The organism is Gracilibacillus sp. Marseille-QA3620, assembly GCF_054950035.1.
The window spans coordinates 1,032,522-1,056,677 of the sequence record NZ_CM143102.1; the positions used below are offsets into that span (position 1 = coordinate 1,032,522).

At 41.9% G+C, this 24,156-nt stretch carries 27 protein-coding genes; 22 read left to right on the forward strand and 5 right to left on the reverse strand.

Annotation, left to right across the window (positions count from 1 at the left end; all coding sequences use genetic code 11):
• Positions 1–86: 86 nt before the first annotated feature.
• Positions 87–947, reverse strand: coding sequence for a DegV family protein (locus tag ACY8DX_RS05245; RefSeq protein ID WP_439802214.1), 861 nt, complete (start codon positions 945–947; stop codon positions 87–89).
• Between the two features lie 129 nt (positions 948–1,076).
• Here ACY8DX_RS05245 and ACY8DX_RS05250 point away from each other — a divergent pair, with 129 nt between their 5' ends.
• From ACY8DX_RS05250 to ACY8DX_RS05325, 16 genes are all read left to right on the forward strand, one after another.
• Positions 1,077–1,919, forward strand: a complete 843-nt coding sequence (locus tag ACY8DX_RS05250; RefSeq protein WP_049671818.1) for a YitT family protein — start codon at positions 1,077–1,079, stop codon at positions 1,917–1,919.
• Positions 1,920–2,342: 423 nt separating this feature from the next.
• Positions 2,343–3,140: a YveK family protein gene (locus tag ACY8DX_RS05255; protein WP_439802213.1), complete on the forward strand. Its 798-nt coding sequence runs from the start codon at positions 2,343–2,345 to the stop codon at positions 3,138–3,140.
• On the forward strand, positions 3,130–3,822 hold the full coding sequence (locus tag ACY8DX_RS05260) for a CpsD/CapB family tyrosine-protein kinase (RefSeq protein WP_462406323.1): 693 nt from the start codon (positions 3,130–3,132) through the stop codon (positions 3,820–3,822). The genes ACY8DX_RS05255 and ACY8DX_RS05260 overlap by 11 nt, the downstream gene beginning before the upstream one ends.
• Before the next feature lie 42 nt (positions 3,823–3,864).
• Positions 3,865–5,235 carry a sugar phosphate nucleotidyltransferase gene (locus ACY8DX_RS05265; RefSeq protein ID WP_049671815.1) on the forward strand — a complete coding sequence of 457 codons (1,371 nt, stop codon included), beginning with the start codon at positions 3,865–3,867 and terminating at the stop codon, positions 5,233–5,235.
• 50 nt (positions 5,236–5,285) lie between these two features.
• Entirely contained in the window at positions 5,286–6,161 is an 876-nt protein-coding gene (gene galU / locus ACY8DX_RS05270) for a UTP--glucose-1-phosphate uridylyltransferase GalU (protein WP_462406324.1), read from the forward strand.
• Between the two features lie 12 nt (positions 6,162–6,173).
• On the forward strand, positions 6,174–6,854 hold the full coding sequence (locus ACY8DX_RS05275) for a sugar transferase (RefSeq protein WP_439802211.1): 681 nt from the start codon (positions 6,174–6,176) through the stop codon (positions 6,852–6,854).
• An 89-nt stretch (positions 6,855–6,943) separates the two neighbouring features.
• A complete protein-coding gene (locus ACY8DX_RS05280) occupies positions 6,944–8,398 on the forward strand; it encodes an oligosaccharide flippase family protein (RefSeq protein ID WP_049671812.1) in 1,455 nt (484 codons plus the stop codon).
• Positions 8,399–8,412: 14 nt separating this feature from the next.
• Positions 8,413–9,165 carry a sugar phosphate nucleotidyltransferase gene (locus ACY8DX_RS05285; RefSeq protein WP_462406325.1) on the forward strand — a complete coding sequence of 251 codons (753 nt, stop codon included), beginning with the start codon at positions 8,413–8,415 and terminating at the stop codon, positions 9,163–9,165.
• A 43-nt stretch (positions 9,166–9,208) separates the two neighbouring features.
• The gene (locus tag ACY8DX_RS05290; RefSeq protein WP_462406326.1) at positions 9,209–9,970 is read left to right on the forward strand and encodes a WecB/TagA/CpsF family glycosyltransferase; all 762 of its coding nucleotides are present in this window, start codon (positions 9,209–9,211) and stop codon (positions 9,968–9,970) included.
• Positions 9,971–9,987: 17 nt separating this feature from the next.
• Entirely contained in the window at positions 9,988–10,896 is a 909-nt protein-coding gene (locus ACY8DX_RS05295) for a glycosyltransferase family 2 protein (RefSeq protein ID WP_462406327.1), read from the forward strand.
• Between the two features lie 84 nt (positions 10,897–10,980).
• Positions 10,981–11,610, forward strand: coding sequence for a CatB-related O-acetyltransferase (locus ACY8DX_RS05300; protein ID WP_053103771.1), 630 nt, complete (start codon positions 10,981–10,983; stop codon positions 11,608–11,610).
• 117 nt (positions 11,611–11,727) lie between these two features.
• Positions 11,728–12,009 carry a helix-turn-helix domain-containing protein gene (locus ACY8DX_RS05305; RefSeq protein WP_439802210.1) on the forward strand — a complete coding sequence of 94 codons (282 nt, stop codon included), beginning with the start codon at positions 11,728–11,730 and terminating at the stop codon, positions 12,007–12,009.
• A 4-nt stretch (positions 12,010–12,013) separates the two neighbouring features.
• A complete protein-coding gene (locus ACY8DX_RS05310) occupies positions 12,014–13,684 on the forward strand; it encodes a right-handed parallel beta-helix repeat-containing protein (protein WP_462406328.1) in 1,671 nt (556 codons plus the stop codon).
• 97 nt (positions 13,685–13,781) lie between these two features.
• Positions 13,782–15,215: an O-antigen ligase family protein gene (locus ACY8DX_RS05315; RefSeq protein ID WP_049671806.1), complete on the forward strand. Its 1,434-nt coding sequence runs from the start codon at positions 13,782–13,784 to the stop codon at positions 15,213–15,215.
• Positions 15,212–16,381: an NAD(P)-dependent oxidoreductase gene (locus ACY8DX_RS05320; protein ID WP_049671805.1), complete on the forward strand. Its 1,170-nt coding sequence runs from the start codon at positions 15,212–15,214 to the stop codon at positions 16,379–16,381. The genes ACY8DX_RS05315 and ACY8DX_RS05320 overlap by 4 nt, the downstream gene beginning before the upstream one ends.
• Positions 16,382–16,403: 22 nt before the next feature.
• On the forward strand, positions 16,404–17,537 hold the full coding sequence (locus ACY8DX_RS05325) for a glycosyltransferase family 4 protein (protein WP_462406329.1): 1,134 nt from the start codon (positions 16,404–16,406) through the stop codon (positions 17,535–17,537).
• Between the two features lie 38 nt (positions 17,538–17,575).
• Here ACY8DX_RS05325 and ACY8DX_RS05330 read toward each other — a convergent pair whose 3' ends face one another.
• From ACY8DX_RS05330 to ACY8DX_RS05340, 3 genes are all read right to left on the reverse strand, one after another.
• Positions 17,576–17,770, reverse strand: coding sequence for a DUF3813 domain-containing protein (locus ACY8DX_RS05330; RefSeq protein WP_439802206.1), 195 nt, complete (start codon positions 17,768–17,770; stop codon positions 17,576–17,578).
• A 2-nt stretch (positions 17,771–17,772) separates the two neighbouring features.
• Positions 17,773–17,910 (reverse strand): hypothetical protein, encoded by a 138-nt coding sequence (locus ACY8DX_RS05335; RefSeq protein WP_049671802.1) that lies wholly within the window; start codon positions 17,908–17,910, stop codon positions 17,773–17,775.
• A gap of 83 nt (positions 17,911–17,993) precedes the next feature.
• Positions 17,994–18,812, reverse strand: coding sequence for a Cof-type HAD-IIB family hydrolase (locus ACY8DX_RS05340; RefSeq protein WP_439802205.1), 819 nt, complete (start codon positions 18,810–18,812; stop codon positions 17,994–17,996).
• A gap of 141 nt (positions 18,813–18,953) precedes the next feature.
• Between ACY8DX_RS05340 and ACY8DX_RS05345 the strand changes: the two genes are divergently transcribed.
• The 4 genes from ACY8DX_RS05345 (at position 18,954) to moaA (ending at position 21,562) form a co-directional block, all read left to right on the forward strand.
• Positions 18,954–19,703 (forward strand): prolyl oligopeptidase family serine peptidase, encoded by a 750-nt coding sequence (locus ACY8DX_RS05345; protein WP_439802204.1) that lies wholly within the window; start codon positions 18,954–18,956, stop codon positions 19,701–19,703.
• Positions 19,704–19,779: 76 nt separating this feature from the next.
• Positions 19,780–20,088: a metal-sulfur cluster assembly factor gene (locus tag ACY8DX_RS05350; RefSeq protein WP_049671799.1), complete on the forward strand. Its 309-nt coding sequence runs from the start codon at positions 19,780–19,782 to the stop codon at positions 20,086–20,088.
• Positions 20,089–20,185: 97 nt separating this feature from the next.
• Positions 20,186–20,320: a hypothetical protein gene (locus tag ACY8DX_RS05355; protein ID WP_269431793.1), complete on the forward strand. Its 135-nt coding sequence runs from the start codon at positions 20,186–20,188 to the stop codon at positions 20,318–20,320.
• A 234-nt stretch (positions 20,321–20,554) separates the two neighbouring features.
• Entirely contained in the window at positions 20,555–21,562 is a 1,008-nt protein-coding gene (gene moaA / locus ACY8DX_RS05360; protein ID WP_439802203.1) for a GTP 3',8-cyclase MoaA, read from the forward strand.
• 31 nt (positions 21,563–21,593) lie between these two features.
• On the opposite strand, the gene ACY8DX_RS05365 is transcribed toward moaA, so the two are convergent.
• On the reverse strand, positions 21,594–22,244 hold the full coding sequence (locus ACY8DX_RS05365) for an MOSC domain-containing protein (RefSeq protein ID WP_049671797.1): 651 nt from the start codon (positions 22,242–22,244) through the stop codon (positions 21,594–21,596).
• A 100-nt stretch (positions 22,245–22,344) separates the two neighbouring features.
• On the opposite strand from ACY8DX_RS05365, the gene ACY8DX_RS05370 reads away from it, so the two are divergent.
• On the forward strand, positions 22,345–23,607 hold the full coding sequence (locus ACY8DX_RS05370) for a molybdopterin molybdotransferase MoeA (protein WP_049671796.1): 1,263 nt from the start codon (positions 22,345–22,347) through the stop codon (positions 23,605–23,607).
• Positions 23,595–24,134, forward strand: coding sequence for a molybdopterin-guanine dinucleotide biosynthesis protein B (gene mobB / locus ACY8DX_RS05375; protein WP_462406330.1), 540 nt, complete (start codon positions 23,595–23,597; stop codon positions 24,132–24,134). The genes ACY8DX_RS05370 and mobB overlap by 13 nt, the downstream gene beginning before the upstream one ends.
• Positions 24,135–24,156: the final 22 nt, after the last annotated feature.

Sequence of the window (24,156 nt, forward strand, 5' to 3'; positions counted from 1 at the left end):
TATTTATTGCCCCCTAGACCAATTAATTGATTGATTCATGTCTAGTATGGTGTGAATGGGGAAAAATAATGTATGCACTAAATGGTTTATTCAGGAAGCTGATTCAAGAAAAAGATTGCAATGGTCCCAGGACCTGAGTGAGCACCGACTGTTGCACCGACTGATGAAATATAAACAGATTTTGGATGGAATGTCTCTTCAATGAGAGCCTTGTATTCCAACGCTTCTTTCATGTCATCACCATGACTGATGCCGATGATTTGGTGGTCGAGACGGTCGCCGCGTTCTTTCATTGTATCCATGACGGCGCGCATTAATTTTTTCTTTCCGCGGAATTTTTCAAGTGGAATCAATTTGCCTTCTTCCACATTAAGCAGCGGTTTGATATTTAAAAGACCGCCGATAAATGCGGAAGATTTTGAGATACGTCCGCCGCGAGCCAAGTAGGTCAAGTCAGCTACAGTGAATAGATGCTCCATATGAGCGCATTGGAATTTGGCGATTTCAGTCAAATCAGCTAAGCTTGCTCCTTTAGCTGCATGGCGTGCCACTTCCATAACAGCAAGTCCAAGGCCTAAAGAGGCACATTTGCTATCAACGATCTCAAGCTCAAATTCAGGAAACTCTGCTTTTACCTCATCACGCATCATGACAGCTGTTTGATATGTACCGCTTAACTCGGAGGAAAAGGCAATATACAAGCCTTGCTGCTTATCCTTCGCAAGCTGTCTGAACGCTTCATAAAAGTCTTGAGGTGATGCCTGAGAAGTTTTAGGGGCTTTCCCATTTCGCATGGCATCATAGACAACCTTAGGCTGAATAGTCACTAAATCGTTAAATTCTTCATTATCCATATGAACTTTTAATGGTATGAGAATGATATTGTTGTCTTTGAAGTATTCCAATGGCAAATCGCTGGCACTGTCTGCTATAATTTGGACATTCATTTTAAAGCACCTTCTTTTTTTAATATTCATTTTAGTAACAGTTTAATCATTATAAAGAAAAATCACAATTTGTCTATAACTTTATTTTATCATGTTTATGGATAGATACCATCTAAGGAGGAACAAAGATTGGTTTGGAATGAAACAAAAAAAATAATTGCTGTCATAGTGGGGGCTGTATTAAACGCAATCGCCATGAACTTTTTCTTAATCCCTGCTAATGTCTTCGCAAGTGGATTTACTGGAACAGCTCAAATTATTTCTGCTGCGTTCAGTATCTTCACAAATATTGAAATATCCACTGGTGTTCTCGTTTTACTATTGAATATTCCAATTGCTATTTTAGCATGGTTTAAGGTTGGGAAATCATTTACATTTTATAGCTTTATGGCTGTTGTATTAATGTCTTTCTTCTTAGAAGTAATACCAGTGCAATCCTTCTCGGATGATATTTTACTTAATGCTGTTTTCGGCGGTGTCATCGGTTCAGCTGGTGTGGGGATTACCCTGCGTTTCGGTGCGTCAACAGGCGGTATGGATATCGTCGCCATGATTCTCTCACGAATTAATGATAAACCAATCGGGATCTACTTCCTGATTTTGAACGGTGCGATTGTTGTGATTGCAGGGCTCATGTATTCTGAAGAGCAGGCACTTTACACACTTGTCTCTCTCTATGTATCCACAAGAGTAATTGACGCAATCCATACAAGACATATAAAGGTAACGGCGATGATTGTGACCAAGCATGCAGATGAGCTGAAGAAGGCCATTCACTCCAAGCTGGTCAGAGGAATTACAATGATTCCGGCCGTTGGTGCTTTCACAGGCGAGGATAAATATATGCTCATGATTGTCATTAGCCGATATGAGCTGTATGATTTACAAAGTATTATTCAGCAGGTTGACCCGCAGGCCTTTACAAATATCGTACAATCCACCGGAGTAATCGGATCGTTTAGAAAAGATTAAACAGTGCCAATAGGCACCTTCCTCAACTGGGGAAGGTGTTTTTCTATTGGGACTATTGTCCGGAAAGAAGGTGTATTCTCAATAAAGAAAGCGCTTACGACAAAAAATGATTTAATCGTAATAGGATGGAATGAAAGAAATAGCCGTTCGTGATTTCTCAGAAATTTGTTTAGTGAAAAAATGATTCTATGCTTGTTCGCTATAAAGATGATGTTGTTTAGAGAGTGATTCTTACTTTGTGAAATATATAGGAATACGAAAAGGGCAAGTGAATACATTGGTTATGTATAGGAGAAGAAAGTGAATCAGAGAACTACACTGCAAAATTCGACAATAAAACACTGTTTTCATTTCAGATTTTCTGTACTACAATCAACAATAAGTTCTCTTTTAAGAACAAAAATGCAAAATGTGGAGGTAGGTATGGAAGATACAGTTAGTTTCAAAGAAATACTCAATGTGATGAAGAGGCGGGTAAATTTAATCATATTAATGACATTAACCGCCACCTTGGCCAGCGGTATAATTTCCTATCTCTTTTTATCCCCCATGTATGAATCTTCTACACAAATACTTGTCAATCATCCCACGACATCAAATCAGGCTCAGACAAATGATAAGAAAAGCAAGAAGGATGAGAATGAAATAAATTCTATCGATCCGAATCAAGTGAGAACCAATATTGAGCTTATCAATACGTATACAGCCTTGATTAAGAGTCCGGCTATCATTGAAACAGTCATAGATGACCTTAATCTGGATTCTAGCTTTATGGATTTAAATGACCGGGTAGCCGTCAATACAACCCAGAACTCGCAAATGGTTGAAATCGTTGTACAGGATAAAAATCCTGCTGCAGCGGCTGATATTGCCAATCACATAGCCGAGGTTTTTAAACAGGAAGTAGTAGCCTTGATGAAAGTAGATAATATCAACATATTGGCTGCCGCAAGCGAGCAGGAGCCTTATGGAGCATTAAGCCCAGATATGATTAGGAATGTGATGATTGGTCTGGCTCTAGGATTGTTTTGTGCTATTGGAATTGCATTTCTGCTGGAGTACCTTGATCCAACAATTCGTAATGAAAGAGATATTGTCTACGAGCTTGGAATCCCTATTGTCGGGAATATCCCTGAGATTAAAGTCAGCCGCAAGAGAATCAACAAGCAGCAAACCGAAAGCAGCGGAGTAAGAATTGGAGGTCGTACACTTGACTCGTAAGATTAATAAGGAATTATTTATAAGTAAAGAACGTGCGAAATATTCCCAGCTTTATAAGCAATCTGTCATTAGTGAACAATTTCGTCTGCTTCGTTCAGGGATTACCTATTCACGAGTCGGAAAGGACTATCAAACGATTATGCTCACATCTCCGGGTCATGGAGACGGCAAGACAACAACCGTGGCAAATTTGGGTATCGTATTAGCCCAGCACGATAAAAAGGTTATGATGATTGATGCAGATTTGAGAAAAGGAAAGCTCCATCAGTTATTTGATATCAATCATTCTGAAGGGCTGATAGATCTTCTGGCTCGCAAGGCATCAGTTGAGGAAGCCATCTGTCTTTCCAATATTCCCAATCTTCATATCATCCCGAGCGGGGCTATCACGAAGACATCCTATGAGCTTTTAACCGCAGCTAGAATCGAAGAAATCGTCTCTATCTTGAGTACGGAATACGACATGATTCTCTTTGATACCTCTCCAATTCTCTACACGGCAGAAACTCAAATCATCGCAAATATTTGCGAAGCTTCCTTACTCGTGTTAATGAGCGGGAAGACCTTGAAGGAGGAAGCAGCGAAGGCGACAACCATATTGCAGAATTCGAAAGCGCAATTGCTAGGGGCATCCTTAAACGGGAATCAGGTCCGTTCAAAAGTATATGAGTTTCAGCAATAACTAGTAGCAGGAAAGGACACTTTAAAGGAGTGGTGCAGGGAAATGGAAGTCATTCTTCTTTCTGGGGGATCAGGTCAAAGGCTATGGCCTTTATCCAATGATTCGCGTTCAAAGCAATTTCTGAAGGTGTTGGAGTGTCAGAAGGGGAGCTCTGAGTCGATGGCACAGCGAGTATGGAGACAGCTTGGTGAAGTTGGATTGCAAGATAAAGCGGTCATTGCAACGAGTATAAAGCAGATGGATATTTTGAAGAACCAGCTGGGCGGGCAGGTACCGATAGTCGTCGAACCGAAGAGACGGGATACTTTCCCGGCAATCGCCTTAACAGCCGCTTATTTATCGTCAGTTAAGAGAATTGCTCCTGAGGAGGTAGTAGCTGTCCTGCCGATTGATTCATATGTGGACAATGATTTCTATGAATCTGTGAAGGATTTAGAGCATGTACTTGATATGAGCGGAGCAAGCATTGCTTTAATGGGAGTAGAACCGGACATTCCATCTTCACGTTTTGGCTATATCATCCCTAAGGAAAGGCAAAACAACCATGTTCTTGTCAGTCACTTTGTTGAAAAACCATCTGATGAGTATGCCCTGAAATTAATAGAGAAAGGCGCATTATGGAATTGCGGAGTCTTTGCCTTTCATCTCGGTTTTATACTTTCAATCTTAGAAGAAATGGGATTGCCGCAAAACTATGCAGACCTTCTAGCTCATTATGAACAATTGCCTAAAATCAGCTTTGATTTTGAGGTAGTAGAGAAGACGAAGAGCATTGCAGCCCTTCCATATAACGGAGCGTGGAGGGACTTGGGGGTTTGGAGCACATTGACTGAGCATATGTCTGAACATTTTAAAGGCTCCGGGGTTATATGCCCAGATTCTAAGAATACGCATATCATTAATGAACTGGACATACCGGTAGCCGTGCTTGGGATATCCAATGCTGTGATTGTGTCAGGACCTGATGGCATATTGGTATCTGATAAAAGTGTCAGCCATGATTTAAAGAAATATATCTTCCATTTCAATAAAAGACCGATGTATGAGGAAAGACGGTGGGGATGGTACAAAATCCTTGATCATACCGTGTACGAGGGTGAATCGGAAGTGATTACTAGAAGAATGGCCATTCGAGCTGACAGCAGTTTAAGCTATCAAAGGCATGAACAACGAAAAGAAATTTGGACGATTCTTACCGGGGAAGGGTCCATCATCCTGGACAATGAATTATTTGAGGTGAGGGCTGGAAGCATTATAGAAATACCAGCTGGAACAAAGCATGCGTTGAAAGCTCACACAGATATGGAATTGATCGAAGTTCAAAAAGGCCCGGTGTTAAGCGAAGAAGATGTGTATCGAATCTGCTTGGAATGGGAAGACATTCTCCCGCTTCACAGCTCATTAACGCTTTAGTGTGTTTATTTAATTCGTTATTAAGAACAAAAAGGAGGAGCTGAAGACCGTTGAAGATAAAGAAGGCCATTATCCCGGCTGCGGGGCTGGGTACGCGGTTATTGCCGGCGACAAAGGCGTTGCCGAAGGAGATGCTTCCTATTATTGATAAGCCGATGATTCAATACATTGTGGAGGAAGCTGTTGAATCAGGAATTGAGGATATTCTAATTGTCACAGGAAAAGGGAAGAGAGCGATAGAGGACCATTTCGATCATTCACATGAGCTTGAACAACGGTTATTCCAAAATGAGAAATATGATTTGCTTAAGAAGGTCCAGCATAGCTCGATGGTCGATATTCACTATATTCGTCAAAAAGAGCCGAAGGGATTAGGTCATGCTATCTGGTGTGCTCGTAAATTCATTGGAAATGAGCCTTTTGCGGTGTTATTGGGAGATGACATCGTTCAAGCAGAGGTCCCATGCTTAAAACAATTGATAGAGAAATTCGAAGAAACCGGGTCCTCTGTTATTGGCATTAAAGAGGTGCCGGAAGAAGAAACACATCGTTACGGAGTAATAGATGGCCCGCTGATCGATTCCGGCCTGGTCCATATTCAGAGGATGGTAGAAAAGCCAAAGTGCAATCCTCCTTCTAATTATGCCATCATGGGGAGGTATATCCTGACCCCTGAGATCTTCTCCTATTTAGAGACTCAGGAAGCAGGTAACGGAGGTGAAATTCAGCTAACGGATGCCATGCAGAAAATGGCAGAACATCAATCCATGTACGGGTATGAATTCACGGGAAATCGATATGATGTCGGAGAGAAATTAGGGTATATCCTGACGACGATAAAACTAGCCATGCAGGATGAAGAACTAAAGGAGAAGGTAATCGAAGAAATGGAACAGTTCATGCCGAAAGTGAAAGCAACCATATAACAATTTAAAGGAGTGTATGTATTGAATTCTCCAAAGGCAGGGACTACACAGGAAGCTTACGTTGGAACAATTGAGCTGTACGATAACAAATATTATCTATTATCGAAGAGATATATGGATATCGTCCTCTCGATTATAGGTCTTCTTCTGTTGATACCTGTGTTTGTTATTGTAGCTGCATTAATTAAGCTAGAAGACCCTGAGGCACCGGTATTTTTTAAGCAAGTCCGTGTTGGGAAAGACGGTAAGACGTTCAATATGTATAAATTCCGTTCTATGATTCATCATGCTGAAAGCTTAATTGATTCTCTGCTGGATCAAAATGAATCCAGCGGCGCACTCTTTAAGATGAAGGAGGATCCGAGAGTCACAAAGATTGGTCGGTTCATTCGCAAAACGAGTATCGATGAATTACCGCAGCTATGGAATGTTCTTAAAGGAGAGATGAGTTTGGTGGGCCCGCGTCCGCCATTGCCTAGAGAGGTTGAAACCTACACCGAATATCATAAACAGCGCCTATCGGTCGTTCCGGGATGCACAGGTTTATGGCAGGTGTCAGGTAGAAGCAGCGTCGGATTTGAGAAGATGGTCGAGCTTGATTTGCATTACATTCAAAACCGTCATTTCTTCTATGATGTGAAGCTCATATGTAAGACGATTATCATTATTTTCTATCCTAATAATGCTTATTAAGAAGAAAGATAATGGCAGGAAAGATGTGATTGTCATGAATAATCAAGTAGTAATAAAGATCACCTATAAGGGGCTTGGCGGGAAACAGCATGATTAGAGAATCTGCCTTGTTATCTATTAACCGCTTCGCCAAATCATTCGTTCAAATCATGGTAACAATCATTATCGCTAGATTGCTCACGATAACAGAGATGGGAATCTATCAGCAGATTTTTTTGATTGCTGTCATGATAGGCGCGCTGCTCCCTTTTGAGATGCAGACGACCTTTAGTTATTACTATAACAAAACAGATAATGATCGTGAGAAATCGTATACCATTGCCAACACATTTTGGGTGTTGTTTACATTAGGTATGGTGATGCTTGCCTGCTTGCTGATGTTGTTTAATCTTCCTTTTCTTATGAAAGACAGTACGCTTCACCACTATACCTTATGGATTGGTTTATGGAGCTTTGCTACTATAATGGGCAGCTATCTGGAAAACTTATTCGTCTCCATTAAGAAAGCGAAAATATACAGCATCATCAACTTGTCCTATTATTTCACTTATTTTTTGATTATAGGCTTTGCTCTATACACAACAAGGGAATTATTGATCACTATTGCGTTGATTGCGCTCTTTGAATTATTGCGTGTGACGATTTTGCATCTTTACTTTCATTTCAGTCACGGAATGTCATGGAAGGGAAATGTTCCATTATTAAAGGAGCAGCTTCGTTATACAGGAGCAGTGGGGGCCGTTACAGCCATAGATGTTTTAACGCAATCAAACGATAAGATGATTATTTGGCTTTTCTATTCAGTTGAGTTGTTTGCGGTTTACTCCATTGCATCAAAAGAAATCCCATTCATGTCCATCATCACCGTTGCGGTCATTACAGCAATGCTGCCTAGGCTTGGGCGTCTATACAGCATCAAGAGTCAAAAGATTGAGGCACTGCGTTTATGGTCAGAATCAAGCCGTATGCTTGCGCTGATTATGTTTCCGATTTTTTGGATTTTGCTCTTCTACCATCAAGAATTCATTACCCTATTATACTCATCTGCTTACCTAAGTGGAGCAACCATTTTTCTCATATATTTATTGAAATTTCCTCTTCGATTCACCGTCTTCTTTACACCATTGCTTATATCAGGCAACCAGAAGCTTGTGCTCACCAATACAGTTATAACAGTTGTCTGCAATATCGTTCTTGGATTCATATTCATGGCCTTATTCGGATATTTGGGTGTGGCCGCAGCATCAACCCTTTCTTGCTTCATTGGAATTTATCTACAACAAAGAGATGTCTGTAAGGTCTTTGAGATTCCGCAAAGAGAGCTTCTCCCATATAAATCAATCCTGACGACCTTTTTCTCATCCGGCCTGCTTGCTGGAGGAGTTTATGCGGCTTTCTCATTCTTCCCTGGGCATCAGATTCTGCATTTTATCATAGGCGGAATCGTCACAATGCTTTTATGCGGAGGACTTGCGATAGCGAGAAAGGAGATTTCGTATACTGTCTTATTTAATAAACCACTGGCTTTGAAGGCAAGAAGATAAAAAGGAGTGATTTTATGAAAGGTGTAATACTTGCAGGAGGCACGGGTTCACGGTTGTATCCATTGACAAAGGTTACGAATAAGCATCTTCTTCCGATTGGAAAATATCCAATGATTTATCATTCGGTTTATAAGCTTAAGGAAGCTGGAATTGAAGATATCCTGATTGTCACGGGCCGAGATCATATGGGGGATGTTGTTGATCTCCTTGGAAGCGGGTATGAATTCGGGGTCCACTTTACGTATAAGGTTCAAGATCGTCCTGGCGGTATAGCGGAGGCCTTAGGGCTCGCCCGTGATTTCACAGGGTTGGAGAAAATGGTTGTTATTCTAGGAGACAATGTATTTACCGATACGATTAAGGTATATGTCGAAAGCTTTGAGAAGCAAGCAATAGGGGCAAAGATTCTCGTTAAAGAGGTAGAGAATCCGAAGCGATTTGGTGTTCCTGACATATATGATGGACGAATTTTGACTATTGAAGAGAAGCCTGCTGTTCCGAAATCACAATATGCGGTTACAGGTATTTATATGTATGATGCTTCTGTTTATGGCATCATTGATCAAATTCAGCCTTCAGCGAGGGGAGAATTGGAAATAACGGATGTCAATAATCAATATATTCACAATGGGTTGCTGACATATGACGTTCTTTACGGCGATTGGACAGATGCTGGTACTCATTCCTCCTATGCACACGCAAATATAGTTGCACAAAATATTGATTTCAGCAAATTGTTTGTAAAAGAGGCAACGTTAATGAAATGAGAAGGAGTATCCCGAGCAATCTAGGAATAAGGAGAGGTAGCGAATGCCGAAAAGTCAATTGGGCAATGTAGCCATGGATGTTGTCAGTGGAGCGGAGGGCTTGGCATCTCTGCAGCAAAGCTTGGTGAACAGAAAGAAAACGGCTGTCTATTTTCTCAATGCCCATTGCTATAATATCGCGCAAAAGGATGAGGAGTACCGCAATGTAATCAATATGGCTGACCTTTTACTCAATGATGGGGTTGGAATTAAGATGGGCGCCAGATTATTTGGTGTTCAGCTGAAGGAAAATTTAAATGGGACAGATTTCATTCCTGAATTGCTGCAATTAGCAGCAGAAAAGGGCTTTACGGCTTATTTGCTTGGGGCAGGACCTGGAGTGGCTGGCAAAGCGGCTGAGCATTTGCAGAGAGCCATTCCTGGTTTGCGAATTGTCGGCTATCGGAGCGGTTATTTCAGCAAGGAAGAGAATGATGCGGTAGTCCATGAGATCAATCGGTTAAAGCCAGACATCTTAATTGTTGGCAGAGGAGTCCCGATTCAGGAGAAATGGATTTCAGATAATAAAGAATCTCTGAATGCCACTATCATTCTGGGTGTCGGTGCCTACATTGATTTTGCTTCAGGCAGAATCCCGCGCGCACCGCAAATAATCAGGAAACTGAGGCTGGAATGGGTCTATCGCCTGCTGCTAGAGCCTAAGCGGATGTGGAGAAGATACTTAGTTGGCAACTTCCAATTTTTCTATTATGTAATAAAGAACAAGAATTTGTTTAATCGAAAAGCTGAGGTTCAAGGTCCATAAGGGGAGGATTAAGTAGTATGCAGCCGAAGGTCTGTACGATAATCGTCAATTATAACGGAACGGAAGATACAATTGCCTGTCTTGAATCGTTAAGCAAGGCAACCTACTCCAACCATACCGCAGTTATTGTGGATAATGCCTCGAAGGAAACCAGCAGTCTAAAAAACTATGTTGAGGATGCAGGATTTCATTTTTTCGGGCTGAAGGAAAATGGGGGATTTGCTGCCGGCAATAATAATGGCATCCGCTATGCACTTGAGTGTATAGCGGATATTGATTACTTTTTGCTCCTCAATAATGATACAGAGGTTGATCCGCATTTCATTGAGCCATTAGTGGAGGAATGTGAGAAGGATCCCCAAGTAGGAGCTTGCGGGTCCCATATTAACTATTATGCCAATCGGGATGAGACTTGGTTTGGGGGAGGAGATATCAAGTGGCTGACAGGACGAGTCTTGCATAAAACCCGTGAACGAGGCAAGGGGGAGCCGAGTGATGAGAACTTCCTGACAGGATGTGTGTTTTTATTTCCGGTTTCTATGCTGGATAAAGCGGGATTTCTGGATGAGGATTATTTTCTCTACTATGAAGATGCCGCATACAGTCTGGAGATTCGTAAAGCAGGCTATCGTTTAAGATATGTTCCGCAATCACTTGTCTATCATAAGGTTTCAGCGACAACTGGCTATCGGTCGCCGCTCTCAAACTACTATGGTACGAGGAATAATCTGTTGTTTATGTCCCTTTATGCGAAAAAACCAGTATTCCTCATGTTCCTTCTGTATTTTTTCGTGAAGAATACCGTGAAATATATTTGGTATATCGGAAAAGGAAAGCAGTTCAAACGGGTGAGCCTAGCTATCAAAAAAGCATTTTATGATTTTGCGACTGCTGCAAGCGGAAAGCGTGAATACCCATTTATGTAACGAAGGTTATCCGGTATAAAGGAGGAGCTTATTATCAAGTATTTAAATGGTCTCATTCCTCATGCTCTTAAGAGGGGAATTAGAGTGCACGCATTTAAGAAAAGTAATAAGTCGGTATTTATTGGACCTTATGTGGAGGTTGATCCAGCGACAACGAAGGTTGGGAAGAATTGTGCCTTGAATTTTTATACGAGAATCTCAAATTCAGATGTGGGTGATTACACGTATTTCTCGGCAAACTGTCATGTTATGTATGCCAGTATAGGTTCGTTTTGTTCTATCGGACCTGGTACCATGATTGGGCTAGGCAGCCATCCTATAGACTTTGTTGCCACTTCTCCTATTTTCTATTCCACTTCTAAGGTTGTTAATAACATCAACTGGGTGGACCGAGACTATTATGAAGAATTCGCGCAAGTGAAAATGGGGGATAATGTTTGGCTGGGAGCCAATGTATACGTTATGAACGGTATTGAAATAGGCGAAGGCGCTATATGTGCAGCTGGTTCCGTCGTTACGAGGGATGTCCCTCCATATGCCATTGTGGGGGGAGTACCGGCAAAAGTAATTAAATACCGTTTCGATGAACAAACCATTGAACAGCTTCTCCAATTGGGACTTTTCAAGAAAAGTGAAGAATGGCTGAAGAAACATTTGTGTGGAGCTATTACTCCTGCAGACCTGCTGGAAAGTAAGATCGCAATGGAGGCATAATTGAAAATTTAACAAGGGTAAGAGAGAGGAAAGTCATCTAAGGCAAAAAGCCCTAGATAAGGAGGAGCGATGTTTGGAAAGAGACTAAAGGAGTTGAGAGAGGAGAGGGGGCTCTCTTTGTCAGAATTGGCTGCAAGGTCAGGAGTAGCAAAATCTTATTTAAGCAATATCGAGCGAGATAAGATGACCAACCCGAGTCTTGAAATACTGACGAAAATTGCTGGTGTTCTTGATATTACTCCACAGGTTTTAATATCGATGAATAAGGATGTCGAAAAAGATAATGAACAAACCGATCTTGAAAGGCTCGCTCTTAAGGAGGGAATCAATCAAGCTCAGCTGAAAGAATACAGTGATTTAATAGAATTTATTAAATGGCGATCGAGTAAAAAGGAGTAAACCAATGATTCCAATAATCATACAAGTCCGCTTGACTTCTCTTTTGAAGGACACAAAATTTTGGCTGGCAATCTTGATTTTTATGGGACTCCTTTCTGTACTTGCTATTAAATTGAAGCCGGCTGATGAGCCGACAGTTCTGCCTTCTATTCGTAAGCCGGTTGAAGAAGTATTAGCTAAGACCATTGATCTTCAGAGTGAGATTGATCAAGCGAGTATCAATGGCGGCGGCATTGTAGCTGTTCCAAAGGGCATGTATGTGGTAGATGAACCTATTATTTTGAAGTCGAATGTTCATCTGAAGGGTGCAGGGATGGGTGAATCGATCCTTCGTTTAAATTTGGAGAAAAGCAAAGGGAGCGAAGATGATTCATCTATATTAATGACAGAGCCAAATGCTCAGAATATCCAGATTAGTGATCTCACATTTGATGGAGAGAAAGACAAGCGCAGAGCACAAATCAATGATTCATATTCACATACTCTTATTCTTCAATTTGTTGATACATTCGAAATCAGCCGAGTAGAAGTTCTTCGGTCGCCAAGTGCTTCCATCATGCTCTTCAATTCAAAAAATGGCACAGTGAAGGACTCAAAGATTGTAGATGGAGGTTCTAATGGAATTATTGGCTTGCAGAAAACAGAAAATGTTCAAATCATCCAGAATGAAATTGATCATACGGATCATCAAAATGGGATATTCATCAGCTATCAGGAAGGAAAGTCAAGCCGGAATGTCATCATTGAAGATAATGTGGTTAAGGATGCAGGAGATTTTGGCATTGAAGTTGGTCATTTAGTTGAGGATGGCGATGAGCAGCATGTCAATATTACGGTAAGGAATAACGAGGTAATCGGTTCACGGAATGCAGGGGTGGCGTTTCGAACAGTCAGTGATGGGGTGATTGAGAATAATATCATAAGAGGGTATGGAAAGACCGGCGGATACGGTGGAGACGGCATATTTGTGGAAGGATGGAAGAACCAATCTGCCAATGTAAAAGTTGTTAATAATGTCGTCGAGCAAACCTATAAAACTGGAGAGGCAAATGCCATTTATGTCACTGGCATGAATAATACGACCATAGAAAACAATGAAATCACTGGCAGCAGGGGGAAGGGGTTATTTATTCAGGCCTCTGTCATTGGTGAAGAAACAGGCGACTTTCCAGAAGGAATTCGCTATTACAATTATCTAACCATTCAAGGAAATAAGATTTCTAGCGGAAGAATGGAGGGAATCCATCTACAGGGATATAAGGCAGAAGGCATAGTCGTAAAAAGCAATGAAATCAATCATAATCTTTCCGCAGGATTAGTTATTGCTAATTTAGATGTCATGAGCAGAGGTCTCGAGGTTAAAGACAACCTTATTAAGGATAACGGATTGGCTGGAATTGATCTATACAGCCAAGAGGATTTCACCCTTGAAGGGAATCAGCTGATTGGGAATGGACAGAAATCAAAGGATAGGAAAAATCGTTCTGCAATCATTCTGTTCAATGTCGGCAATGGCCTGCTTAAACAAAATACATATGAAGACAGCCAAAAGGTTCCGACACAGAAATATTATTTGCACATTGCTGAAACGACTGGACAGGTAAACCAGCAAGGAGCTGTATTTGTTGGGGTGACACCAGCATTAAGTGATGCAACGGGTGATTATGTTGAGTAAGAATCATGTCAATCTGTCTTTTTGAAGAGCAGCCTGTGAAGAAACCCACGAATGACCAAAAAAAAATCCCTGTGAAGAAGTCGAAAGGAGAGGAAACGTGAATAGTCTGCTTTGGAATAATCAAAAACGGCAATATGTTCAAACGGCAATCGCAGCTATCTTAGCTTTGGCGGTGGGGGCGTTCGCCGCCCTCCCGCTTGCCTATCTTCCTATCATCTTAATCATTATTGCCGTTATCTTTTTCTTTCCTTTAACTGTAGAAAGAGTCTTTCTTTTTATTGCACTAAGTATCTTTATTGATCGTTCATTTATTACCTTCCAAGGCTCTTATATACGAATCTTTCAAATATTGTTCTTAGCGCTCTTTCTTAAATTTACGATAGAGTTCCTGCTTTCTAAAAGGGAACTATATAAGACTCCCTTATTTATCCTGATTAATCTGTGGGTATTCAGCTACTTCTTCAGTATAGGACATTTGATCAGCGTGGGAGATTTTTGGGAATCAGTCGTTGGTCAGCTATTTTTGAATCTGTTTTATTTCATATCTGTTCAATGTATTTACAATAAAGGTCTTGATTTCTTTGATAAAGCTTTGAAGTACACATTGGTATCCGGAATTATTGTAACAGCTGTCGGGATACTGCAATGGATTGGCTTCTTTTTGGGATTTGAATTCGGGCTGAGTCATTATGAGGAAATCGGCATTCCGCGTCCATCATCCTTTGCCCATGAGCCCGACTGGTATGGCTTATTTGCAGGATATACCGCTGTCTGGTTTGTGGTGATGTATTTAAGCAGGAATACGCGCTTATTTCCGCCGATGTTTATCCTGATTGGCATGTTCATGAGTTTCATAGGTGTGTTCATCAGTATGGCGAGGGCAAGTATTCTTTCCTTGGCGGTCGCCGTAATTGCCATCTTTATCATTACGAAGAATATGAGGGCAATTAAGCTCTTTGCTTCCTCTGCAGTCATTTTGATTTTGTCAGCTATCATGCTTTTTATCGTGAACCAAGGAATCTTTATGAAGGTCTATGACCGCTTTCATCCAAGCACAAGCCTTGAGACAGACCAAGGGGCTGCAGATAGCCGTTTTGCCTCCATCCAGTTAATGCTGGATTATATCCCGAAGCACCCTATTGTCGGCAATGGGAGCGGCGGGATGGCTGAATTGTCCATGAGGGATGATATCAGACAGGAATATATATATGGAGGAGAGCTCAATGCAGGTAAGGGGAATGCAAATTTATTCTTGACGGTCTTGTTTGATACCGGAATAATCGGGCTTGCCATCTTCCTTTTGATTCTTGGAAGAATCACCTGGATGATTCTTTCGGTTTATGATAAATCCAATTTTATTCCTCTCGGATTCTTGGCAGCCAGTCTGTTTATACTCGTAGATTTTAATTTTAATAATGGATTTAGAATGGGATTTGTCTGGTTTCATGCAGCATTAATTACAAGCTACTTCCTTTTGATAAGAAAAGAAAAACAAACTCTAAAGTCTATACCGAGGGGAGAACGGTCATGATAAAGATCAAACAAAGAGTGGGGATAATCGGGAGCGGTTTTATTGGAAAAGGATTAGTGAAGGCATTAAACCTGTGCCAAGATTTAGAGGTTGTTAAAGTCATGACAAGAACCAGGCTGGATAGGCGGGGCGACTTTCCTTATCCTCATTTATTAACAAATTCCATCGAGGATTGTATTGAACACTCAGATATTATTGTTGAATGCACGGGAGATGTGTTATTCGGAACAGAAATGATTGCAAAGGTAATGGAGGCCGGTCTTCCGGTTGTGACCATGAATACAGAGCTTCAGGTAACGACTGGCTCGTACTTTGCTGGAAAAGGATTTATTACAGAAGCGGAAGGAGACCAGCCTGGGTGCATTGCTGCCTTGCGTGAGAATGCTCTGCAAATGGGGTTTGAACCGCTTGTGTATGGAAATATTAAGGGATTCTTAAATCCTAACCCATCCTTTGAAGATATGCTTTATTGGTCGAAGAGAAATAAGATTAGCCTTGAGATGGTCACCTCCTTTACGGACGGAACAAAAGTCGAATTTGAGCAGACTCTGGTAGCGAATGCCTTTCAAACAAAGCTTCTGCCAAGCGGGATCAGTGGAATAGCTGCTGAGGATTTACTAGCTGGAGCTAATGTATTGGCTATGAGGGCGGAAGAATTCGGTTATCCAATCAGTGATTACGTTCTTTCTGCTAAAGCGCCTGCTGGGGTGTTTGTAACAGCAAGACATCTTGATGGCGAAGGGCAAAGGGATGCTCTTCACTATATGAAGCTTGGGGAAGGACCGTACTATACATTGATTATGCCGTTTCATTTATGCCATCTGGAAGTCGTCAAGACAATCAGGCGAGTAATAGAAAGAAAAGAGATTTTATTGAATAATACAAGCGCCCCTTCTTATAGCATGGGAGCGGTGGCAAAGAAAGACCTTGCTGCAGGAACGCCGATTAAGCGTGGAATTGGAAGCTTTGAAGTTAGAGGGAGAGCAGTGAAGATTAACGATAAGCCTAACCATATCCCGATTGGACTGCTTGATCTGGCTACTATAATCAGACCGGTTGAAGAAGGGGAGATGCTGACATTTGCTGATGTCGATATTCCAGATAGTCTCGCCTATAGAGCATGGATGTCAACGAAGGAGCAAGCCCTTATGCCTCAGGGAATTTAATTAAAGATAGAGGAAGTGAATCATGAGAATTCTTCATGTAATCAGGCAATACAAGCCGGTAATTGGCGGGATGGAAAATTTCGTGGAAAACTTAGCTGTTCACTTGAAGGAAAAAGGCATTGAATCAGAGGTATTAACGTTAAATGCTGATTTCTCCAATGGAGAAAGATTCCCGGAGGCCGAAATCATCAATGGCATAGCGGTAAGGAGAATCCCCTATTTTGGATCTCGGCGCTATCCTATTGCTTTATCGGCTGTTAACTACTTATCAGAATTTGATTTAATTCATATACATGGCGTTGATTTCCTGCTGGATTATCTAGCTGGCTTGAAGCTGATTCATAAAAAGCCCATGATTTTATCTACACATGGAGGTTTCTTTCACACGAAAAAATTCTATTTATATAAGAAACTCCATTTCCATACCTTCACAAAGATGAGTCTGAGGAACATGAGCTGGATTGTGGCAGACAGTGAGCCTGATTATGAAACATTTAAGCCGATTTCACCCGAGCGAATTGAGTTAATCGAGAATGGAATTAACTTCGACCACTATCATACGGTTGCACAGGAAAAGGGAAGAAAGAACCGCTTTATCTTTGTCGGCAGATTTTCTAAAAATAAGCGGATTGATAAGCTGCTTGATCTGGTTGCCCGCTTAAAAACAGAATTTCCAGATGTTCATCTATCGGTTGTTGGAAGGGACTATGATCATTTGAAGGGGGAATTCCTGAACTTGATTGAGCGTTATGATATTGGACATCATGTGACCATCTGTGAGGCTCTATCAGAGGAGGATCTATTAAAGGAAATGGCCGAGGCAGCCTATTTTATTTCAGCTTCTGAGTATGAAGGATTCGGTCTATCTTCTTTAGAAGCTATGGCTGGTGGACGTACAGCCTTCCTGAGCCAGATTCCTTCCTTCAAAAAGATGGTATCAGATGGGAAGAATGGTTATTTGGTTGATTTTGAGGATATGGATTCAGCGGCAGAGAAGATTAAGCAAGTTCTTCGGAGCGGGGGGCATGATTCTGTCAGGTTCGCAGGTGTAGAGACAGCTAGACAACATTCATGGGGAGCTATTGTGGATAAATTCATCAGCATGTATGAGATGGTTCAAAATGAGGAGACAGCACCTGTATCGAAGGTGAAGTGAAGAAAAGGGACGCAAGGAAATTTCCTTGCGCCCTTTCTTTATTGAATGCTGTTTTCCAGGGAATCAAGCAGATCTTGCATTTGATGAAGCTGCGCTTGTTCAGCAATAGTGGAATTGGCAAATGCTGAGGAAAGTTCATTCCTTGCCTTTGCAATCAATTCCGGCTGGCTTCCATTGCTGTTATAGGCTAGTTCAACGGCTTTCTTTGCACGACCAAATAATTCATTCCGCATAATTAAAGCCCCGCAAAGGTATTCTGATTTTTGGATTCAGCTTCTGCCATCGTTAAACGATACGGAAACTTCTCGCTATGCTTAGCGACGGCATCCTTCCCTTGCTGGACAAAGCGTTTGGATTTATTTCTTTTTCCCATGAGAAATACCTCCTGCATTCAATGTTTGACAGAGGACAATTCCTCCGTCCTTTACTATCATGTCCAGGAAGAATTTTTGTTAGTCATGCACTTTTAATATTGAATTTATCTTCAAGGAATACAGCAATTCCGTCTTCCTCATTCGTTAAGGTAATATGGTTAGCGACTGATTTCAATTGTTCAATCCCATTGCCCATAGCCACACCAGTTCCTGCATAATCAATCATTTCCAGGTCATTATCTTCATCGCCAAAAGCAATGATGCGTTGCTTTGGAATGCCTAAATCCTTGGCTACCTTGTCGATGCCGACAGCTTTACTTAATCCGTTCCTGACAATCTCAATGACATGCCATGGATCAGCCCAGCGTCTGTGGTCAATGACTTCTGCGTGAACATCAGATAGATGCTTTCGGATTTGTTTGACATCCTCCTCCTCTGTGTGTATTAGCATGGATGTTGGCGAATCCTGCAGGAAGCGGCGGAGGTCACCAGTTGTGACGCTTGGATTGCCCATCTTGAAGACATCAAGTAATTTCTCATCATGATAATGGAAATAAACATCGTCCTTCACTTCAGCTATAATATTGAAGTAACGGTAGTGATCCAATGCTTCAACAATGTCCTTTGCTACCTTAATATCCAGTGGCGTATGGTGCATTCCCCATGACTTGGATAGGGGATGGTGGACAAATGCCCCGTTAAAGTTCACGATAGGAGTCGTCATGCCAACCTCGCGGTAGTATGGTTCACTTGAGCGGAACGGTCTTCCGGTTGCAATCATGACTTCATGGCCGTTGTTCTTTAAGGTTTGGAGCACGTTTTTGGTTCTTGGTGAAATCGTTTTATCATCTTTTAAGAGTGTGCCGTCTAAATCCAGCACAATTAAATGTTTTTCTGACATATGGCTCTCCTTTGAATCATCTGAATTTTTAAGGGTATATCATTACCATCATGTGTAATATCTTATATAATCATATCAAGTATAGCCGAATAATGGTATTTATTGATTTGTAAAATATATGTAAAGAGGTGGAGAAGCACAATGATTCAAATAGAGAAAGTAACGGTAGAAGATGTTCCAATGCTGATCATCGGCAAGCAGGATTTGAAGAATATCCCGCTGCCAGGGTTTATTTTTCTACATGGATTCATGAGCGCGAAAGAGCATAATCTTCATTATGCTTATCTCCTTGCTGAGCGTGGGTTCAGAGTGTTTCTTCCAGATGCGATTATGCATGGGGAAAGAGGGGGAGACTATTCAGAAGAGGTGATGTCTAAATCTTTCTGGAAGATTATTCTATCGTCTATTAAAGAATTACCGAAAATTAAGCACTATATAACGGAGTATGGTTATGTGATTCATGATCGAATTGCGCTTGGAGGAACATCTATGGGGGCAATCACAACCTTTGGGGCTCTTACACAATATGAGTGGATTAAGGCAGCTGTCAGCATGATGGGGACTCCTGCTTACCAAGATTTTACCCATGGGATGCTGAAACAAGGGATAGAAGGAATCAGCGAGGCGGAGGTTAAGGAAACCTTGGATGCTTTAACCAAATATGATTTATCCTTGCAGCCTGAAAAGCTGAATGGAAGACCGTTATTTATTTGGCACGGCGAGAAGGACCCGGTTGTCCCGATAGCTGGCATACGCACCTTCCTCGAAAGTCAGGCTCGGCATTTTAAGGATGAGCAGGTTACATATGTGACAGATGAGCAAGCAGGCCATGCGGTTACAAGAAAAGGCTTGCTTGAGGCTGTAAACTGGATTGAAGAAAAGGTCATATAAGGTTCAAAAAATAGCCACTGAACATGAATTTTGGTAGGATTAGGACAAAGAGGTGCAAGGAAAGGAGCTAAAATTAATGGATCAAGATATGAAAGATAGCATTATGGGTGCTTTAGAGGATGTATTAGACCCTGAATTGGGAATTGATATAGTAAATCTTGGACTTGTGTATGATGTTGATATGGATGAGGAAGGCAATACGACTGTCACGATGACTTTGACGGCGATGGGCTGTCCGCTTGCTGGCACAATTGTCGATCAAGTGAAATATGCATTGAAAGATCTTCCTGAAGTGAAGGACGTGGACGTGAATATTGTATGGACGCCTGCCTGGACTAAGGATCGGATGTCCCGTTATGCGAAAATTGCTCTTGGCATTCAGTAAGAGCATATCCTTTATAAAATGATTTTCACCTTTTTGGGAATGATAGTATATAAAGAGTTTGTCTCTTTGAATATTGTCCAGCCAGGGAGGAAAAATCATGAACAATTATCAAATTGCAAAGCTAAATGATCATCAAGTGCAGAAATTGAATGAATATCAAAAGCAATTCAGCGAGGAACTTGGGAAGGATATTATCCTGATTGCTCATAATGATGACCATAATGAAAAGTAACTGTCCAGAGAGCCGGTGGGATGACCATCCGGCTTTTTTTAATGAAATGAAATGGAATGGACTTAACTAATTCCCTCTGGCATAAAGGATAGGAAGAGGATTAGTCACATAAGAAAAAGGGTATGTATCATAAATTAAGGGATTCAAAAATATGACTCTATTGGTAATTATTTATACATAATCAAGGTGTAAGGTAGGATGAAAGAGAGATCGCGATGAATAGGGGGGAGACAAATGAATAATGAACAAATAACAGATATGCTTGACAGGCCCCTCAGGGACTTAAGGATTTCGGTCATTGACCGATGCAATTTGAGGTGCCAATACTGCATGCCTGCTGATCAGGAGTATACCTTCCTTCCAAAGGAAGAGCTCTTAACATTTGAAGAAATAGAACGAACAGCCTCTGTTTTTGCTGAGCTCGGGGTAAAGAAGATTCGCTTGACTGGAGGAGAGCCGCTTCTTAGAAGAGATTTACCTGTACTGGTAAATATGCTGTCCAGTATCAAAGGGATAGAGGATATTGCTTTGACGACGAATGGAATCCTGCTTCCAAAGCAGGCGAAAGCCCTTAAGGAAGCGGGGGTTAACAGGGTCAATATTAGTTTGGACAGTATAAATGAATCTTTATTTAAGCTGATAAATGGAAGAGGAATAGGGACAAAACCTGTTGTAGATGGGATTCGGGCTGCTAAGGAGGCCGGCTTTGAGACGAAGGTGAACATGGTTGTCAAAAAAGGAATGAATGATGACCAGATTATCCCGATGGCAGAATTTTGCAGAGAAGAGGGTGTGCAGCTTCGTTACATAGAATTCATGGATGTCGGCACGACTAATGACTGGAAGATGGATGAGGTTATTACGAAGAAGGATATCTTTGTCCTATTGAATGAGCGGTTTGAACTTGAGCCGCTAGACCCGGATTACTTTGGTGAAGTAGCGAAGAAATACCGTTATAAGGATACGAATACCCTAGTTGGATTTATTACCTCCGTTTCAGAATCATTCTGCGGCAGTTGCACGAGGGCAAGATTATCAGCAAATGGTCATGTATATACATGCTTATTCAGTGAGGCTGGCCATGATATAAGAGACCTGCTGCGCAGTTCGAGTGAGAATGAACTTTTACGCGAACGAATTGTATCGATTTGGAACCATCGTCATGACCGTTATTCTGACCAGAGAACCGAAGCTGCATCTAAGCTGCGAAAGAAAATTGAAATGTCCTATATTGGCGGATGAAAAAAGCACCCATTTTCCTGGGTGCTCATCTTCATGTGAGGCTTGCTAGTTTCTTCGTCAGCTGTTTGCTCCAGGAGGCTGATAATGCCTCCTCGTTTAAAAGCCGCTTAATTTGTTCAGAAGGGGTATCATCTCCATACATAATGGTGTTTGCTGAAGCAACAGTAATCCCGCCTTTGCCCCTTTCTTTAAGAATGGCGCTGTCACCTGCTTGAAGGCTGCCTTCTTTCAATACGCGGAAATAATAACCGGAATAGCCTGTCTGCCTAATCCACACAGGCAGCTGAACGAGATTGTGCCTTGCAGCGATTTTATAGCAAGGTTCCCGCGGCTGGGATACTTGCAGAATGCATTCCCCGATAGAGAGAATATCGCCAATCATGATTGAATCCTCTCTGAGACCGCTGACTGTTAAATTTTCTCCAAAGGAGCCAAAAGGGAAGGCTTGGCCAATCTTTTCGGTAAAAAATGCATAGTTTTCCGCTGCATATGCACAAACGGCTTTATCTGGGCCGCCATGATGCTTCGTATCGGCTTGAATGTCGCCATCTAGGTTCGTGAGGGTGACATAAATCGGTTCTGTGACTGCCTCTTTAAAGATGGCTGATTGTACGATCTTGCTGCGGTAGGGCAATGGTTTGGGCGTACCAATGCGCACGCTTTCGATATGGCCTTCTAGCATGATGAATCCCGCCTTTCATGTATAAGATTGATTATAGCAGGATATTGTAAATTTCAAAATATTGGTTGATAGATAGAATGAAAATGAGGTGGAAAGAAAGATGGAGATGAGGAAACCGATACCGGTAGGGGAAGCTGTTCAAAGAGTTATGGAGCATGCGCTGATTGGACAGGATGAATTACTGCCTATACATACTTGCTTTAATGAAACACTCGCACAAGATATAACCGCAACTCATGATGTACCTTATTTTGATCGCTCTCCATATGACGGGTTTGCTATACGTTCGAGGGATACACTTCATGCATCAAGGGATTTCCCGGTTGAATTTGAAGTGATCGAAGAGATTGGTGCTGGTATGGTTGCGACAAGAAAGCTTGAGGATAACCAAGCTGTCAGAATCATGACAGGCGCTCAAATGCCGGCAGAGGCAGACGCTGTTATCATGCTTGAGCTCGTTCGTGAAATAAAACGGGACGGCAGGAACTTCATCCAGATCAAGCGTAAGGTGAAAGAGGGAGAGAATGTATCGTTTAAGGGGGAGGATGCGAGGAAGGGAGAGTTGCTCGTAAAGAAGGGAACAAAGTTGAACCCGGGAATTAAGGCGGTTTTAGCGACATTTGGCTATACGAAGGTCCCCGTGGCGAAGAAGCCTGTTATCGGTCTTTTTGCAACGGGAACGGAGCTGCTTGATGTGGGTGAGGAACTGCAGCCAGGAAAGATACGAAACAGCAATTCCTATATGCTGGCTGACCAGATTAAGAGAGCTGGAGGGGATGTGAAATTTTTCGGTATCTTGCCTGACGATCTTGAAGGGAGCTATTCGGCTATAAGTGATGCTTTGGATAAAGTGGATCTGCTGATTACGACTGGCGGGGTTTCGGTTGGTGATTATGATTATATGCCCGATATTTATCATCGCCTTGGGGCGCGTGTTCTGTTTAATAAGGTTGCCATGAGGCCGGGCAGCGTGACAACTGTTGCAGCCATGGGAGGGAAAATCCTCTTCGGCTTATCCGGGAATCCCTCAGCAAGCTATGTTGGTTTTGAATTATTTGTCAGGCCAATCATCCGCACAATGCTCCACTCACCAAATCCCCACCTTAAGAGAGTGAGCGCTGTACTCGGTGAGGATTTCACAAAGGCAAACCCCTTTACCCGCTTTGTCAGGAGTCGTACTTATTACGAGGATGGCCGGCTTTGTGTCGTTCCGAGTGGAAAGGATAAGTCCAATATGGTGATGAGCTTAGTTACTGCCAATTCTTTTGCCATTCTCCCCGGCGGGACAAGAGGGTATCAAAAGGGGGAAGAGGTGGATATTCTCTTGCTTGAGGATGAAGAAGGGAGTGCATGGCCTTGGTAGCACCTGTTTGGCAAGTGGTCGGCTATCAAAATAGCGGTAAAACGACATTTATTCTTTCAATGATTGCTTATTTAAAAGAAAAAGGAATAGAGACAGCCGTGCTTAAGCATCATGGCCATGGTGGTAAGCCTGATTCAACTGCATGGAAGGATTCCGATAAGCACTTCCATGCAGGAGCGGCAGCAGCACTAGTGGAAGGAGAAGGATTCATCCATCTGCAAGGTCGGATGGATGAGGAATCCTTATTGCATAAAAATCTAGCCTTATTAATGGTCTTTAATCCGGAAATTATTATCTTAGAGGGATATAAGAAGGCACCGTACCCTAAGATTGTGCTGATTCGTGAGGAAGAGGATCTGTCTTTATTAGAGGAATTAACGAATTGTCAGGCAGTACTTCTTTGGCCTGAAGTAAACAAGAACCATGAATGGATTCCCTTTGACGTGGCAGTCTTTTCATTAGAGGAGAATATGCAGATCTTCGAATGGTTGATGGGAAAAATGAAATTAAATCACGAAAGGATATGAGCGTTACCGCCCGAAAGAACTG

Bases quoted from the DNA above. Each gene is read 5' to 3' on its own strand.
- ACY8DX_RS05245 (WP_439802214.1), bottom strand. From the start codon at position 947: ATGAATGTCCAAATTATAGCAGACAGTGCCAGCGATTTGCCATTGGAA.
- ACY8DX_RS05255 (WP_439802213.1), top strand. From the start codon at position 2,343: ATGGAAGATACAGTTAGTTTCAAAGAAATACTCAATGTGATGAAGAGG.
- ACY8DX_RS05265 (WP_049671815.1), top strand. From the start codon at position 3,865: ATGGAAGTCATTCTTCTTTCTGGGGGATCAGGTCAAAGGCTATGGCCT.
- ACY8DX_RS05280 (WP_049671812.1), top strand. From the start codon at position 6,944: ATGATTAGAGAATCTGCCTTGTTATCTATTAACCGCTTCGCCAAATCA.
- ACY8DX_RS05285 (WP_462406325.1), top strand. From the start codon at position 8,413: ATGAAAGGTGTAATACTTGCAGGAGGCACGGGTTCACGGTTGTATCCA.
- ACY8DX_RS05290 (WP_462406326.1), top strand. From the start codon at position 9,209: ATGCCGAAAAGTCAATTGGGCAATGTAGCCATGGATGTTGTCAGTGGA.
- ACY8DX_RS05295 (WP_462406327.1), top strand. From the start codon at position 9,988: ATGCAGCCGAAGGTCTGTACGATAATCGTCAATTATAACGGAACGGAA.
- ACY8DX_RS05310 (WP_462406328.1), top strand. From the start codon at position 12,014: ATGATTCCAATAATCATACAAGTCCGCTTGACTTCTCTTTTGAAGGAC.
- ACY8DX_RS05320 (WP_049671805.1), top strand. From the start codon at position 15,212: ATGATAAAGATCAAACAAAGAGTGGGGATAATCGGGAGCGGTTTTATT.
- ACY8DX_RS05325 (WP_462406329.1), top strand. From the start codon at position 16,404: ATGAGAATTCTTCATGTAATCAGGCAATACAAGCCGGTAATTGGCGGG.
- ACY8DX_RS05330 (WP_439802206.1), bottom strand. From the start codon at position 17,770: ATGCGGAATGAATTATTTGGTCGTGCAAAGAAAGCCGTTGAACTAGCC.
- ACY8DX_RS05335 (WP_049671802.1), bottom strand. From the start codon at position 17,910: ATGGGAAAAAGAAATAAATCCAAACGCTTTGTCCAGCAAGGGAAGGAT.
- ACY8DX_RS05340 (WP_439802205.1), bottom strand. From the start codon at position 18,812: ATGTCAGAAAAACATTTAATTGTGCTGGATTTAGACGGCACACTCTTA.
- ACY8DX_RS05345 (WP_439802204.1), top strand. From the start codon at position 18,954: ATGATTCAAATAGAGAAAGTAACGGTAGAAGATGTTCCAATGCTGATC.
- ACY8DX_RS05350 (WP_049671799.1), top strand. From the start codon at position 19,780: ATGGATCAAGATATGAAAGATAGCATTATGGGTGCTTTAGAGGATGTA.
- ACY8DX_RS05355 (WP_269431793.1), top strand. From the start codon at position 20,186: ATGAACAATTATCAAATTGCAAAGCTAAATGATCATCAAGTGCAGAAA.
- moaA (WP_439802203.1), top strand. From the start codon at position 20,555: ATGAATAATGAACAAATAACAGATATGCTTGACAGGCCCCTCAGGGAC.
- ACY8DX_RS05365 (WP_049671797.1), bottom strand. From the start codon at position 22,244: ATGCTAGAAGGCCATATCGAAAGCGTGCGCATTGGTACGCCCAAACCA.
- ACY8DX_RS05370 (WP_049671796.1), top strand. From the start codon at position 22,345: ATGGAGATGAGGAAACCGATACCGGTAGGGGAAGCTGTTCAAAGAGTT.
- mobB (WP_462406330.1), top strand. From the start codon at position 23,595: ATGGCCTTGGTAGCACCTGTTTGGCAAGTGGTCGGCTATCAAAATAGC.